The sequence below is a fragment of the Planktothrix paucivesiculata PCC 9631 genome (assembly GCF_900009265.2).
GTDB lineage: Bacteria > Cyanobacteriota > Cyanobacteriia > Cyanobacteriales > Microcoleaceae > Planktothrix > Planktothrix paucivesiculata.
Map to the genome: position 1 here is coordinate 37,473 of NZ_LR735016.1, position 14,712 is coordinate 52,184.

The window sequence follows — 14,712 nt, forward strand, 5'->3', positions numbered from 1 at the left end:
CAGTAGGGTGCGTAATCGAAGCGCACGCACCATCCCCAACCCAATTAAATGATCAAACCATCATCAAAGCGATCGCTTCCCCAACCCCAAAAAACCGGGTTTATGATTAATCAAATTTTTAATATAAATTGCTCAAAAGATGGTGCGATCGCCAATAATAAATTCAGAGAATAATATCTCTGTGATTGTGTTCTAATATTGGTGCGGGCGCTGTGATGGAACACCCTACCAATTCAGGTTCATTAATAAGGCGTAAAAGTTTAACGGTTTCGATAGTTTCCATTGCAAAAGTATTGCCTTCTTGATCTGTAAAGTCAATTAAAAATGCTTTTTGATCAAAAGACATCAAAACTGTTCCCATTTGCCCTCGACGGAGTAGAATTTGCTGATGGGTGACTTTGTGGGTAGCGATCGCATCTTCGGTTAGAGCAACCAAATCGTATTCTTGAATTTCGTTCATAATCAGTTATTTATTCAATAGAATTTAGTGGAATTTATAGGCTACATTAACATTTGTAGCATACTTGATCAGTTGTGAGAGAGAAACCCAGAAACCCGGTTTGCTGAGTTCTATGATTTCAGTTAAAATGTAAATGTGTTGATACAAGGTTCAGGATATGAACGCAATCAAAGAGCTTATTTTAGACAAATTAGAGCATTTAGAAACTTTATCTGAACCTGTTTTGCAAGAGGTTTTAGATTTTGTTAGCTTTTTAGAATGGCGACTCAATACAAATCAGCGACCACTTTCCAGTTCCAATTTAACAGAAGACCCTTTAGATTCGGCAGAAGATACGGGTGCGTTTTTGTTAGAAATTGCTAGTTCTTTTGTTAGTAATTTATCGGATGAAGATTTGGATGTTGTGCCAAGGGATGGTGCACTACTAACTTTAAAATAGCTTAGTAGTGAAATTTACAGGAAACAATCACAATTTCTTCATCAGTAACGTTATAAACTAAGCGATGTTCTTGGGTAATTCGTCGTGACCATAGCCCGGATAGATCGTGTTTCAATGCTTCTGGCTTCCCTAAACCAGAAAAAGGATCACGTTGAATATCTTTAATCAGCGTGACAATTTTGGTATAAATTTTTTTGTCTTCCATCGCCCATTGGTTAAACTCATCAAAACTTCGAGGTATAAATGCCACTTTTCTCATAATTTTGCGGGATCGACATAAATATAGTTCTCAGGATATTTAAGTGATTCTACAGCTTCTTTTAGATGGTGGCGATTAGCTTCTGTAGATAGTAGATAATCTGTTTCATCCGTTTCGGTTGATTTCCCAATTAATAAAATTGCCTCAACAACAGTTCCTTCTGGCAAATCCAGGGAGGGTAAATCGAGTTTACCGTTTTTAATAGTTGTCTTGTATTTAAGGGTATTCATAACATCTGATGTTTGAGAGATTTTTTAATTATACTCAATTCAACTGAGGTTGGGGTGAGAGATAGAGAAACCGGGTTTCTATTGGAAATTATTTACTAAAAACCAAAGTTTATGCAGAAACCCGGTTTCTGGGTTGGGGTGGGAGATAGAGAAACCGGGTTTCTATTGGAAATTATTTACTAAAAACAAAGTTTATGCAGAAACCCGGTTTCTGGGTTGGGGTGGGAAATAGAGAAACCGGGTTTCTATGGGAAATTATTTACTAAAAACAAAGTTTATGCAGAAACCCGGTTTCTGGGTTGGTTAATCATCCTTCTCCCTTCCTTTGTGTCTTCGTGTCTTTGTGGTTCCTTTCCAAACTTAAATCTATTATAATCTTCAATAACAGCCAGACCCAACCCCAACCCTCCCTCACCATGAACGACGCCTACTTACAACTATTACTCGAAATACTAAAAGCAATTGCCAAAAATAAAAAAAATCCTAAAGCTGTCTATCCCTTACTCGAAGAAAATAGCGATCAATTAGATCAAACATTTATTCTCACCTTGCAACAATGGGCAACAGAACAACTGCAAGATGCCGACCCCGACCAATCCAATAAAATTGCATTAAATTTATATTCATTCAATTATATAATTTCCGGGTTTCCTCTGGGCAACCGCGCCCTGAATATAGAAATTGCGATTACTTGTTTAAAATTAGCCTTAACGGTTTGGACAAGGGAAAGTGACGCCGAAAACTGGGCAATGATTCAAAATAGTTTAGGAATTAACTACTGGGATCGCATCCAAGGGGAAACATCCCAGAATCTTGAAAATGCGATCGATTGTTTCAACCAGGCATCGTCTGTTTATACCCGCAAGGATTTTCCCCAACAATGGGCGATGACACAAATGAATCTCGGTACTGCCTACGTTCGTCGCATCCAAGGGGAAACAGCCCGGAATCTTGAAAATGCGATCGATTGTTACAAGGAGGCATTGTCTGTTTATACCCGCAAGGATTTTCCCCAACAATGGGCGATGACACAAATGAATCTCGGTACTGCCTACTGGAGTCGCATCCAAGGGGAAACAGCCGAGAATATTGAAAAAGCGATCGCTTGTTGCACCGAGGCATTGTCTGTTTTAACCCGCAAGGCTTTTCCCCAAGAATGGGCGATGACACAAATGGGTCTCGGTAATGCCTACAGCACTCGCATCCAAGGGGAAAAAGCCGAGAATATTGAAAATGCGATCGCTTGTTACACCGAGGCATTGTCTGTTTATACCCGCAAGGCTTTTCCCCAACAATGGGCGATGACACAAATGAATCTCGGTGGTGCCTACGGTCGTCGCATCCAAGGGGAAAAAGCCGAGAATCTTGAAAATGCGATCGCTTGTTATCACAATGCTTTAGAAGTTTTTCAACCCCAGGCGTTTCCGTTAGATTGTTTGATGACTGGACGCATTTTAGGCTATTTAGGATATAACACCGAACAATGGGAAACTGCGATTCAGGGCTATGGTGCGGCCATTGAAGCGGTTGAACAACTGTGTGAGTGGGTGAGTTCTCCCCGTCGTCGTCAGCAGGTGTTGGTGGATGCCTTGGATGTTTATGAAAGCATGGTGCAAGCTTGTCTGAAGGCCGGACGGGAGGACTTAGCCCTGACCACCATCGAACGCAGTAAGTCCCGCTCTCTGGTACAGATGATCACCGATATTACCCTCGAACCCAAAACCGCCACCGATGAACAACTCCAGCGCTTTCGAGGTTTGCGGCGTCAACTGTTGGTGTTATCGCAATTGTGGGAAGGAGAAATTATTGATCGTAGCAGTGGAGATGACCTAACCCCCCAACCCCCTTCCCTGCGAGGGAATGGGGAGCAAGAGGTTTCTGGATCTAATCCACTCCCCTCTCCTCGTAGGAGAGGGGCCGGGGGAGAGGTCACACAGGTTTCCACCGACAATAAAACAGCCCTGGGGGATTTAGGCAGTAATCTCAACACCCAACGCCAAAACCTGCAACAACAACTTAACGAACTCCTAACAGAAATTGACGAACCAGAATTCCTGCTCACCCAAAAAGTACAACCGATCACAGTAGCGGAAATTCAAACCCTTCTTGATCAACAAACCGTTATTTTAGAATGGCATATTGGGACTCAGGAAACGTCGGGTTTTCAAACCTTTATTATTAGTCACAATAGCTTGCAAGTTGAGGAATTTACCCCCACCGAATGGCAAACCCTCGACGCCTGGAAACAAGAATATTTACAGGACTATCGCCAACCCAGTTGGACAGAAAATCTCGCCGGACGTCTGCAAAAGTTAGGGGAGATATTACGCCTTGATGATATTCTCGATAAAATTCCGCCCCAATGCCAAACCCTAATTTTAATTCCCCATCGTTTCCTGCATCTATTCCCCTTACACGCTTTAGAAGCAAAGCGAAATAATGACAACTCCAAACAATATTTGCTCGACCTTTTTCCTGAAGGGGTGAGTTATGTTCCCAGTTGTCTACTATTGCGACAATTAAAACAGCGCCAACGTCCGGCGGCGTCGGAAACTTCCCCTTGGTTTGGTATCCAAAACCCCACCCAAGATTTACGTTATACCCAAGTCGAAGTTGAACAAATCAAACAACCCTTTGATCCTAATACCTTAATTCTGGAAGGTCAGCAAGCCACCAAAGCCAAGTTATTCCATCCCGAAACCCTAGCAAAACTCGCCCAGAGCGAATATTTGCACTTTTCCTGTCACGGTAGTTTTAATGCTAAAAATCCCCTGTATTCGGCATTAATTTTAGCGCCGGAAATAGCAGGAGAAACAAGATTAAACCCGGAAACAAACAATAAAAATCGGTTTGTGATGTTGCGAGATGGCAGAAGGTTTGATACCGTTACCCAAGGACTGACATTAGGAGAAATTTTTGCTAAATTAGAATTACCTTTCTGTCGATTAGTGGGATTATCTGCTTGTGAAACCAGTTTAATTGATGCGAGTCAGATGTTAGATGAATATATTGGTTTACCAATGGCATTTTTATATGCGGGAAGTCTGAGTGTGATTAGTAGTTTGTGGTGTGTCGATGATTTTGCTACGGCGTTTTTAATGATTCGGTTTTATCAGAATTTACCGAAAGAAAATAATTCTAATGTCCTAGCGTTACAGGCGGCGCAAGATTGGTTTAGAAAGGTTTCCCGTGATGACTTTTTAACTTGGTTACGCAACGATCTAAAATTAGATGAAGATTTCGTGGATAATTGCGAAGTCCGTCTACGTCGAAGTTATCCTAAACATCCCTTTAATCAGCCCCTCCATTGGGCACCTTTCGCTATTATTGGTTTATAATATCTCTATGATTGTGATATAATGTTGGGGATTGTGCTTTGATAGCCACACCCTGGGATTAAGGTTAGTCAAAAAAAACGGAGGATATTATGAATGAATCTGATCAAACTGTTTACGATTTTTTAACCTTCTTAGATAATCTTAATTCTCAGCTATTATCCGATGAAGTTAAAACCGGATTAAAACAACTCCAAAACGAACTCAAAACCCTTCCCCAAGAATCGAATAAAATCGCTTTAGCAATTCTGAAATGGTGTGAAAAATATCCAGAAATTGATCAATTTTTCAAAAATACCGATTGGCAAAAAGTCCGACGTGATACGATTGAAGAAGGAGAAGTTCCCCGACCTGATCCTACCTTAGAAGTCGAGATTGTGACCAATAGAATTATAACTGCGATTGATAAAAATAGTCGAGAAAATGAGTCTAGCGATCGCCCCAACCCCAACGAAGATAATGGCCCCCAAAATTGATTATATTTACGCTTTAAATCTCTATTTATTTGCTTTTAAACTCAAATCTGGTTTAACAGCAGATTTACAACCTGTTGAAAATCCAGTTACGGTTGTTAAAGAGCAGTATCAACCCATATTAGACCAGTTTAAACCCCAATTTCAAGACGGAGATCTTAATCCTCAATTACGGTCTGAAGATGCTTTGAAATCAACTCCAGCAGAAACCCTAGATTTATTAGAAACGCAACGCCCGGATCGGAATTTTTACTTTAAATCAGGTTTAGAAAAAAACTCCAATCCCCAGAAACCCAAATCGTTATATAGTCTGCTATTATATCCCCAAAAAATATCCGATACCTATTCTTTATTATTGCATATTTTTCGATCTCAAGATTCGGGATATGATCAAGTTAAGTTAGCTGAAATTGAACAGTTTCACCCCAAAAGTTTAATCTTAAAAGATCCCGAAAGGGATTTTTTAGGACAAACCTTATTAGTAACGGCGTTTTTACCCGAAAATACCCCAAGGGATGATCAAAATTTAAGAGCGATCGCCGAGCAATTACGGTATAATTTATTTGGGGATTATTGTGATACTTTTTATCAAGAGGGAAAACTGTTAGGGAGTTATATTGTTGAATATGGAAACCCTAAAACAAATCTGAATCGAATTTTAATTGTATTTTATCTAACCGAAGCTACCCCAGAAAAAATTAAGTCAATTTACTGGAATTTACCCGAATTATTTCTCTATTATCATAAAATAGCCTATACGTTTCAATTTAGTCGTCAAGCTTATCAAGAAGCTGATGAGCTAACTCGCAACATTATTGAAGCAGAATTAAGAAAAATAATCACACTTGACACACAAGCAGAAACGTCTGAATTAGATTTAGAAGGTTTGAAAAAACAACTGATCACCCTAATTAAAATCGCGCCTAAATATACCTTAAAATTAAGAAACCTAGAATATGCTCTGAATACAGTTAATATTAATGTCGGAAATTATCAGCGCATTTTGAAGCGTCTCCAACAAGAAACCGAAGATGATTTAGAATTTTTTGTCCGCTTTTTAAATCGAGAATGTCAGACTTTACCTACCCAAATTCAAGCGGATTTAAACTATTTAAAACCCGCCTCAAATTTATTAGATCAGGCGATATCTAGTATTAGAGGATTAGTTGAAATTGAACAAGCTAAAATTGATCAAGAAAAAGCAGACATACTCCGTCAGAGTGAAGAAGGCGAAAAAGACCGCGATAAATCTTTAGAGCGTACTATTTCAACGTTAGGCGTTGGTTTAGCCGCCGGAGGTATTGCTTCATCGATTACCTCAGCATACATTGAAAAACCCCTACCCCTACCCTATCTGGAAAAATCTCTATCCGTTCCTCCTTTTATTCTAGCATTTTTATTAAGTGTTGGAATAGCTTTTATCGCGGGTTTTATTACTTGGGGTTTTATTACTTGGCAAATTACAAAAAAAACGGAAACAATCTCATTACAAGAACCACCACCAACAGCAGAGTGCATAAGCGAAGCGAACGCACCCCACGAAGAATAAAAAACCCAACCCCAAGAAACCCGGTTTCTGAATTCTGATCAAGTTTTGGTGCGTGAGCGTTGCTTACACACCCTACAGGTGGGAGATGGGTTTGTTAATATTAATAGGATTAACAGAATAACCGTAAAAATTAATTTGATAATCTGTAATTTTAACGCCCGTTTGTTGTTCAACTTGGGCTAATAATTCTGGAGGTAATTCGATATGAATATCTAAAATTTTATCGGTATCTAAACAATTAACATGGGAATGGGAATCACTAATATGTCCATATAAACGGCCGTCGGAACGTTCCACACACTCAATCACATTTTCCCGGGATAGGGCTTCTAAATTTTGATAAACCGATGTATGACCAATAGCTTTACCCTGTTGATTTAATCGATCATAAATGTCCCGGGCTGATAAATGTTCTTGAACTTGCCAAAGCAATTCCAAAACTAAACGGCGCTGACGACTCAGCCGCATTCCTCGAACTTGACAATAATTGATTGCATCTTCTAAAGAACGAATTTGTTTCACTATTCTCGCCTCAGTTTATTGATCAAATTTCAAGGGTTTTCGGATAACCGATCCCCTCCTCACCCTATACTTTCTATTGTATCTTAGGAATTTTAACGAAATTAGGTTAACCCTACCAAATCTCAAATTAATCTAAAATCTACTTCAACAAAGGTTGACATTGAATGGCAATTATAATCAAGCTGAATTCTGAGCAAGTAAATCGTTTAGATCTGTCTCCTGTGCAAACGGTGATCGATTCCCTATCTAAAAATAACGATATTACAGCTTATGAACAGCAGATTTGCTTCGAGATCGACTATTCCCGTGACCCAGAAGACCCCAGAGAAATTTCAGAAGTTCCTGAAATTCGCCTATGGTTTATTCGCCTAGATGTCCAATATCCTTGGCTACCTTTTTTTCTGGACTGGAAATCTGGGGAATTAGCCCGTTATGTGGCGATGCTCGTCCCCCATCAATTCCATCGTACCGATGGCATTCAATATAACCCAGAAGCCCTAGAAATCTTTTTAATGCAAAAGATCTTTATCCTCGACCACTGGCTAACCCAAAACAACCTTCCCAGCAAATCCCGGCTTATGGCCCTAGCCCAAATGCTAGGCTATGACCTTGAGGATACCTTCTTTGAAACCTATACCCAAAAGTGATAGTCGGGAGAAACCGGGTTTCTGAAGTTTATTTATGGGATCAAGCCCAGATTTTCGGTTCAGAAACCCGGTTTCTTGAATTAGCGATCGCTAATTTCTGTAACGGTTCTTTACGACTGCTATAGACAAGGGCAACATCAGTGTTAGGATGCCCTAAAAACATAATTTGAGTGATATTCCTATGGCAGAAGCACTGACTGGAACACCACCAAAGTTTGGTGGCAGCACTGGTGGCTTATTAACAAAAGCGCTAGTTGAAGAAAAATATGCAATCACCTGGACTAGCAGCAAAGAACAGGTGTTTGAAATGCCCACGGGTGGCGCAGCTATTATGAACCAAGGGGACAACCTTTTGTATTTAGCCCGCAAAGAACAGTGTCTCGCTTTAGGGGCGCAACTGCGGTCTAAATTCAAACCCAAAATGGACAACTATAAAATCTATCGGGTTTTCCCCAACGGCGAAACCGAATACCTGCATCCCAAAGATGGCGTTTTCCCTGAAAAAGTCAACGAAGGACGTCAAGCGTTGAATACCGTTGCTCACAATATTGGTAGCAATGTTGACCCGGTTAAAGTCAAATTTACCGCAAAAACCACCTCTGACGTTTAGACCGATCAGGTGCAATTAACTAGGGCAATGCCCTAAACATATTAGGATGGAGGATAGTTTATTCTGACCTTCATCCTTTGTTTTTTACTGTTCGCCGCTATGATTTTTCCAGATTTCTCCCAATTTGCTCAACTGGCTTCCACAGGAAATTTTATTCCGGTCTATCAAGAATGGGTGGCTGATTTAGATACTCCGGTTTCGGCTTGGTATCGGGTTTGTGCCAATCAACCCTATAATTTTCTCTTGGAATCGGTCGAAGGCGGAGAAACCATCGGGCGTTATAGTTTTTTGGGGTGTGATCCGGTTTGGATTTTAGAAGCTCATGGCGAGCACACGGTACAAAAATGGCGAGATGGAACAATTCAAGAATTTACGGGCGATCCCTTCCAAGCCCTACAAGACTGTTTACAACCCTATCATCCGGTAAAATTGCCCCAGTTACCCGCCGGAATTGGGGGACTATTTGGGTTTTGGGGTTATGAATTAATTCAGTGGATCGAGTCCCGTGTCCCTGTACATTCCCCAAGTTCGGATGATTTACCCGATGGGTTATGGATGCAGGTTGATAATTTATTAATCTTTGATCAGGTTAAACGTAAAATTTGGGCGATCGCCTATGCCGATACTCGCCATACCGATTTAGAAACAGCCTATCAACAAGCTTGTGATCGGGTTAAACAATTAGTTGCTAAATTACAATCCCCATTATCCCCAGAAAATACCCTTTTAGAATGGACTCCCCCCGATCAACAACCTCCATTAACCTATATTAGTAACGTTTCCCAGGAGCAATTTTGCACCAATGTAGAAAAAGGCAAACAATATATTAAAGCCGGGGATATCTTTCAAGTAGTTTTATCCCAAAGATTAACGGCCGAATATTCCGGCGATCCCTTTTCCCTTTATCGTTCTTTAAGGTTAATTAATCCATCTCCTTATATGGCTTATTTTAACTTTGGAAACTGGCAATTAATCGGATCTAGTCCAGAAGTTATGGTGAAAGCGGACAAAAACCCCGAAGGAAAATTGATCACCACCGTCCGTCCCATTGCGGGTACTCGTCGCCGAGGTCAAACTCCCCAAGAAGATCAAGCGTTAGGGGAAGATTTATTAAAAGACCCAAAAGAAGTAGCGGAACATATTATGTTAGTGGATTTGGGGCGCAATGATTTAGGCCGAGTTTGTCGGATGGGAACAGTTAAAGTTGATGAATTAATGGTAATTGAACGCTATTCCCATGTGATGCACATTGTTAGTAATGTGATTGGAGAATTAGCAGAAAATAAAACCGCCTGGGATCTTTTAAAAGCTTGTTTTCCCGCCGGGACTGTGAGCGGCGCGCCAAAAATTCGGGCGATGGAAATTATCCATGAATTAGAAGGTTGTCGTCGTGGCCCCTATTCCGGGGTTTATGGTTACTATGATTTTGAAGGACAACTCAATACTGCTATTACTATCCGCACCATGATTGTTCAAAACCAGGGTCAAGACCAACATCAAGTTAGTGTGCAAGCGGGTGCGGGGGTAGTTGCTGACTCCCAACCTCAAAAAGAATATGAGGAAACCCTAAATAAAGCCAGGGGGTTATTAGAAGCCATTCGGTGTTTAAAACCTTAAATCCTAGGGTGCGTGCGCTACGATGGCCGCACCGAAAGTCAGTCACCAACCACTAACCAACACCTGCTAAACTTAGGTAGAAATTTTATGGTTTTGGATTATGTCTTCCACCACAACTCCCTTACCCCCAACTTTAGAACGGATTGTACAGCGCTTTAAACGTGCTTCTTCTAATAAATTGCGTTATGAACAATTAATTACTATCGCCCAAAAACTTCCGACCTTTCCAGAAGATCAGAAAATTCCTGATAATAAAGTTCCCGGTTGTGTGTCACAGGTTTATGTGATTGCCAACTTAGATGAACAGGGAAAAGTTCAGTTTCAGGGAGAATCTGATTCTCAATTAACTAAGGGATTAGTTGCTTTTTTAATTATGGGAATGAATGGAATGACTCCGACAGAAGTTATTGGACTTAACCCCGATTTTATTCAAGAAACTGGGTTACAAGCGAGTTTAACCCCGTCTCGCGCTAACGGTTTTTATAATATTTTTCAAACCTTCAAGAAAAAGGCTCAAAACTGTGACCCTAATCTTGATCTTGAAGTTTAAGGGATTAATTAACTTAAAATATTAACTGACTATGAATCAAGATTATTTGTGGATAGAAGCATTAAAATTTAATGACCAAGGGTTAATTCCCGCGATCGCTCAAGATGCAAAAGATGGTACAATTTTAATGATGGCTTGGATGAATAAAGAATCTATTCAAAAAACCTTAGAAACTAAAGAAGTTCATTATTGGAGTCGTTCTCGTTCTGAATTATGGCACAAAGGAGCCACATCAGGACATATTCAAAAACTTAAATCATTATATTATGATTGTGATGCTGATACTCTATTATTAAAAATAGAACAAATTGGCGATATCGCTTGTCATACCGGGGCGAGAAGTTGTTTTTTTCAGGAAGTTAAATGTTGATTGTTAACTATTAACTATTAACTATTATCAGTTATCAGTTTAGAGATAAACTCATAACTTTTAGACCGAGATAAGCACGTTTGTAGGAGTTAATATAGCTCCAATTTTCTTTCTATTCCCCATTCGTAATTCGTAATTCGTAATTCGTAATTCGTAATTCGTAATTCCCTATTCCCTATTATAAAAAAACATGGTTATCAAAATCTATCATACTCAAACTCGCCAAAAAGAAGATTTTCAACCCTTAGAAGCAGGGAAGGTAAAAATGTATTGCTGCGGGGTGACGGTTTATGATTATTGCCATTTAGGTCATGCGAGATCCTATATTGCTTGGGATATAGTTAGACGCTATTTAGAATATAGTGGCTATACCGTTAATTATATTCAGAATTTTACCGATATTGATGATAAGATTCTCAACCGTGCTAAATTGGAAGGCACAACCATGGATGAGGTTTCTAATAAATATATTCAAGCGTATTTTGAAGATATCCGACGCTTGAATATTAGGGATGCAAATGCCTATCCCCGGGTGACGGAACATCTTCCCCAAATTATTGAATTAATCCAAGAATTAGTAGATCAAGGAATTGCTTATGCCGTGGATGGAGATGTTTATTATAGTGTAAAAGATTTTGCCGATTATGGCAAATTATCCGGCCGTCAACAGGAACAATTACAAGCGGGTGCGAGTGGTCGAATTTCTGCATCTGATCCCGATCTAATTAAGAAGAAAGATCCCTCGGATTTTGCCCTCTGGAAAGCCGCAAAACTAGGGGAACCTGCCTGGGATTCACCTTGGGGAAAAGGTCGCCCTGGATGGCATATTGAGTGTTCTGCTATGGTGCAATCGCTATTAGGAAATACCATTGATATTCACGGCGGCGGCGGGGATTTGGTTTTCCCCCACCATGAAAATGAAATTGCTCAATCTGAAGGCGCGACTCATCAACCTTTAGCCAATTATTGGATGCACAATGGTATGGTCAGAGTTAGTGGTGAAAAGATGTCTAAATCTTTAGGGAATTTTACCACAATTCGCGGTTTATTAGATAGTCCTTTGGATGCGATGGTGATTCGTTTATTCATTTTACAAGCCCATTATCGCAAACCTTTAGATTTTACGGATGAGGCGATCGCTTCGGCTGAAAATGGATGGAATACGTTAAAAGAGGGTTTATTATTTGGCGGTGAATACGGCGCTCAATTAGGCTTTAAACCAGAGGAAAAAGCCTTAACCGATATGGATGCTATTGCTCGGTTTAAAGAGGCGATGGATGATGATTTTAATACCCCGGAAGGCTTAGTAATTTTGTTTGAATTAGCTAAGGAATTAAGACGCGATCGCAATATATTAATTCATGGTGGTGATATTAATACCCCGACCGAACACCTACAGAAAACTTGGCAAACCCTAATAGAATTAGCCACGGTTTTCGGGTTAGAAGCACAACCAGAGGAAAGTCAGGAGTTAGGGTTAAGTGATAGTGAAATTGAAATATTAGTGCAGCAACGGTCAGAGGCGAAAAAAGCGAAAAATTTTGCTGAGGGCGATCGCATTCGAGATCAATTGAAAGAGTTAGGAATTACCTTAATTGATCAACCTGGAAATCAAACCATTTGGCATCGTTAGCTAACTTGATGCTCCCACACTCCCCAAATATTTACCCATGCGCCCACGGGTAAATATTTACCCTAATCCTAGTCTAAACCCCGCCAAATCGTTCAATCGGCCAAAAACGAAAAACAGCGCGACCAATAATATTTTCTTGAGGAAGAAAACCCCAAACGTGGGAATCATTACTATCATTGCGATTATCTCCCATAACAAAATAGGAATTTTCGGGGACTTTTACCGGAGGTAATTGATAATGGGGTTCTTCAGCAATATACCGTTCAAATTGGGGTTCATTGTCAATATAAACCCGACCGTTTTTAACTTCAATTGTTTGCCCAGGTTTACCAATAATTCGCTTAATAAAGGCTTGATCTGCTCCATAGCCAATCTCTTGTAATTGGGAGGGAGGAGTAAAAACAATAATATCACCGGATTGGGGAGAATCTAAATAATAGGATACCTTTTCTATGACTAAGCGATCGCCAATTTCTAAAGTCGGGAACATCGAATCTGAAGGAATAAACCGAGGTTCAGCCACAAAAGTTCTAATTAATAATGATAACCCCAGCGCGATCGCTAAAATTACAATATTCTCTCGGATTTGATTCCAGAGACTTTTCTCAGGAATTGCAGGTTGGGGCTTTTGAATTGCTTGTTTTTCTTCGGATTTCATTGTTTTTTTCCCTAATATTATTATCTATAAAAATAAATTGAGAATTAAGAATCGCAATTAAGCTATGATTCTTAATTCTCAATCATTAACCCTGGGAATTTAAGGGATAAATTGTTAATTCTCATGGGAGGATTTACGATGATGCAAACGAATTCCCAAAAAGACATCATAGAGAAAACCCCAAAAGTCTTTTTTTCCCTCCAATATTCCCAAGGTTTGGGGGGAACCTTTCTCATCTAACAAGGGCTTCATAAATTCATAGGTGGGCTTGTAATAATACCAAGGAATAGACGGCCACAAATGATGAATTAGATGGTAATTTTGCCCCAAAATTAACAGGTTTAAAACCGAACCCGGATACACCCTAGCATTTTTCCAGCGACCGCGTTCTTGAAACGGACGATGGGGTAAATAATCGAAGAATAAACCCAAGGCTATTCCCACCACTAACGCCGGACAAAACCAGAAGTTTAGAATATAGCCAAGGAAGTCATAATGAATAGAGATAGCAACAATAGTTACCACAAACAAACGGCTTAAAAACCATTCCAAAAGCTCATATTTTTTCCAGAGTCGGCGCTTGAAAAAAAACACTTCGTGGTAGAAAAAACGCGCCGCAATCAACCACAAGGGGCCACCTGTGGAAACAAAATGATCGGGATCGTTGTCTGGATCATTAACGTGGCAATGATGTTGGATATGCACCCGCGTAAATACCGGAAAAGCAAACCCCAGCATTAAAGCACTACCATGTCCTAATACCGAATTCAGAATGCGGTTTTTGTGGGCAGAATTATGGGATGCGTCATGAATCACTGTCCCTGAAAGGTGCAGCGCCAAAACATTAATTAAAAAACAACACCAGTCTGGCCAACCCCAAAGCCAGTATCCCAACGTGGAACAGATCACCATTACTACCGCACCGAAAAACATCAGTAGTGTGGTGTTAAAACCACCTTCTGCGGTGAGGTATTCCTTGGGGACTGTCAGTGGCTTACTTGCCTCCGACATTACAGTTTGCACTCCTTGAAGTTTCACACCTGAGTATTTTATGAGAAAAGTAACAAATTGTAAAGATTTATAAAATCACTAAACCCGAACGTAATTGCCTAAAATACCACAATTTTATCCCCAGGAGAAAATATTTATGTCTAGCTTACTACTGCGTACATCCTTAATTGGGCTTGTGGGTTTATCCATGACCCTATCAATTCTGGGTTCGGCGACCCGGGCTAATGCTCAATCTCGGTGGCCGTCTTTACCCAGTTTGACCGACCTGCTGCAACTCCCGCGCAACACAACCCAACCCCAACCGCCCCAACCGATTCCGGTTCCCCCTACCAATACCACCCAACCCCCA

General features: G+C 40.3%; 18 protein-coding genes. 12 read left to right on the forward strand and 6 right to left on the reverse strand.

What is annotated here, in order from left to right; translation table 11 throughout:
* Positions 1-48 precede the first annotated feature (48 nt).
* A complete protein-coding gene (locus tag PL9631_RS27035; protein WP_269321700.1) occupies positions 49-174 on the forward strand; it encodes a hypothetical protein in 126 nt (41 codons plus the stop codon).
* Here the strand turns inward: PL9631_RS27035 and PL9631_RS13210 are convergent.
* Positions 164-460 (reverse strand): DUF4926 domain-containing protein, encoded by a 297-nt coding sequence (locus tag PL9631_RS13210; RefSeq protein WP_083620993.1) that lies wholly within the window; start codon positions 458-460, stop codon positions 164-166. The genes PL9631_RS27035 and PL9631_RS13210 overlap by 11 nt on opposite strands.
* Before the next feature lie 157 nt (positions 461-617).
* On the opposite strand from PL9631_RS13210, the gene PL9631_RS13215 reads away from it, so the two are divergent.
* Entirely contained in the window at positions 618-899 is a 282-nt protein-coding gene (locus PL9631_RS13215) for a hypothetical protein (RefSeq protein ID WP_083620995.1), read from the forward strand.
* A 1-nt stretch (position 900) separates the two neighbouring features.
* Here PL9631_RS13215 and PL9631_RS13220 read toward each other — a convergent pair whose 3' ends face one another.
* Together PL9631_RS13220 and PL9631_RS13225 are read right to left on the reverse strand one after the other, a co-directional pair.
* Positions 901-1,149, reverse strand: a complete 249-nt coding sequence (locus tag PL9631_RS13220) for a Txe/YoeB family addiction module toxin (RefSeq protein ID WP_269321701.1) — start codon at positions 1,147-1,149, stop codon at positions 901-903.
* A 5-nt stretch (positions 1,150-1,154) separates the two neighbouring features.
* The gene (locus PL9631_RS13225; protein WP_083620999.1) at positions 1,155-1,388 is read right to left on the reverse strand and encodes a hypothetical protein; all 234 of its coding nucleotides are present in this window, start codon (positions 1,386-1,388) and stop codon (positions 1,155-1,157) included.
* A 416-nt stretch (positions 1,389-1,804) separates the two neighbouring features.
* Between PL9631_RS13225 and PL9631_RS13230 the strand changes: the two genes are divergently transcribed.
* The 3 genes from PL9631_RS13230 (at position 1,805) to PL9631_RS13240 (ending at position 6,745) form a co-directional block, all read left to right on the forward strand.
* Positions 1,805-4,726, forward strand: a complete 2,922-nt coding sequence (locus tag PL9631_RS13230; protein ID WP_083621001.1) for a CHAT domain-containing protein — start codon at positions 1,805-1,807, stop codon at positions 4,724-4,726.
* Between the two features lie 89 nt (positions 4,727-4,815).
* Positions 4,816-5,199, forward strand: coding sequence for a hypothetical protein (locus PL9631_RS13235; protein WP_083621003.1), 384 nt, complete (start codon positions 4,816-4,818; stop codon positions 5,197-5,199).
* Positions 5,183-6,745 (forward strand): hypothetical protein, encoded by a 1,563-nt coding sequence (locus PL9631_RS13240; RefSeq protein ID WP_083621005.1) that lies wholly within the window; start codon positions 5,183-5,185, stop codon positions 6,743-6,745. The genes PL9631_RS13235 and PL9631_RS13240 overlap by 17 nt, the downstream gene beginning before the upstream one ends.
* Positions 6,746-6,817: 72 nt before the next feature.
* Here PL9631_RS13240 and PL9631_RS13245 read toward each other — a convergent pair whose 3' ends face one another.
* A complete protein-coding gene (locus tag PL9631_RS13245; protein WP_083621007.1) occupies positions 6,818-7,267 on the reverse strand; it encodes a Fur family transcriptional regulator in 450 nt (149 codons plus the stop codon).
* A gap of 164 nt (positions 7,268-7,431) precedes the next feature.
* On the opposite strand from PL9631_RS13245, the gene PL9631_RS13250 reads away from it, so the two are divergent.
* From PL9631_RS13250 to cysS, 6 genes are all read left to right on the forward strand, one after another.
* Positions 7,432-7,914, forward strand: coding sequence for a CRR6 family NdhI maturation factor (locus PL9631_RS13250; RefSeq protein ID WP_083621009.1), 483 nt, complete (start codon positions 7,432-7,434; stop codon positions 7,912-7,914).
* A 181-nt stretch (positions 7,915-8,095) separates the two neighbouring features.
* Entirely contained in the window at positions 8,096-8,524 is a 429-nt protein-coding gene (gene psaD, locus PL9631_RS13255; protein WP_083621010.1) for a photosystem I reaction center subunit II PsaD, read from the forward strand.
* A gap of 99 nt (positions 8,525-8,623) precedes the next feature.
* On the forward strand, positions 8,624-10,141 hold the full coding sequence (trpE, locus tag PL9631_RS13260; protein ID WP_083621012.1) for an anthranilate synthase component I: 1,518 nt from the start codon (positions 8,624-8,626) through the stop codon (positions 10,139-10,141).
* 100 nt (positions 10,142-10,241) lie between these two features.
* Entirely contained in the window at positions 10,242-10,691 is a 450-nt protein-coding gene (locus tag PL9631_RS13265) for a SufE family protein (protein WP_083621014.1), read from the forward strand.
* 31 nt (positions 10,692-10,722) lie between these two features.
* Entirely contained in the window at positions 10,723-11,061 is a 339-nt protein-coding gene (gene hisI / locus PL9631_RS13270; RefSeq protein WP_083621015.1) for a phosphoribosyl-AMP cyclohydrolase, read from the forward strand.
* 190 nt (positions 11,062-11,251) lie between these two features.
* Positions 11,252-12,694 carry a cysteine--tRNA ligase gene (gene cysS / locus PL9631_RS13275; protein WP_083621017.1) on the forward strand — a complete coding sequence of 481 codons (1,443 nt, stop codon included), beginning with the start codon at positions 11,252-11,254 and terminating at the stop codon, positions 12,692-12,694.
* Positions 12,695-12,767: 73 nt separating this feature from the next.
* On the opposite strand, the gene lepB is transcribed toward cysS, so the two are convergent.
* Both lepB and crtR read right to left on the reverse strand, forming a co-directional pair.
* On the reverse strand, positions 12,768-13,352 hold the full coding sequence (gene lepB / locus PL9631_RS13280) for a signal peptidase I (protein ID WP_083621019.1): 585 nt from the start codon (positions 13,350-13,352) through the stop codon (positions 12,768-12,770).
* A gap of 114 nt (positions 13,353-13,466) precedes the next feature.
* Positions 13,467-14,363: a beta-carotene hydroxylase gene (crtR, locus tag PL9631_RS13285; RefSeq protein WP_083621020.1), complete on the reverse strand. Its 897-nt coding sequence runs from the start codon at positions 14,361-14,363 to the stop codon at positions 13,467-13,469.
* A gap of 136 nt (positions 14,364-14,499) precedes the next feature.
* On the opposite strand from crtR, the gene PL9631_RS26160 reads away from it, so the two are divergent.
* A partial coding sequence (locus tag PL9631_RS26160; protein WP_197046366.1) for a hypothetical protein occupies positions 14,500-14,712 on the forward strand: 213 nt, incomplete at its 3' end.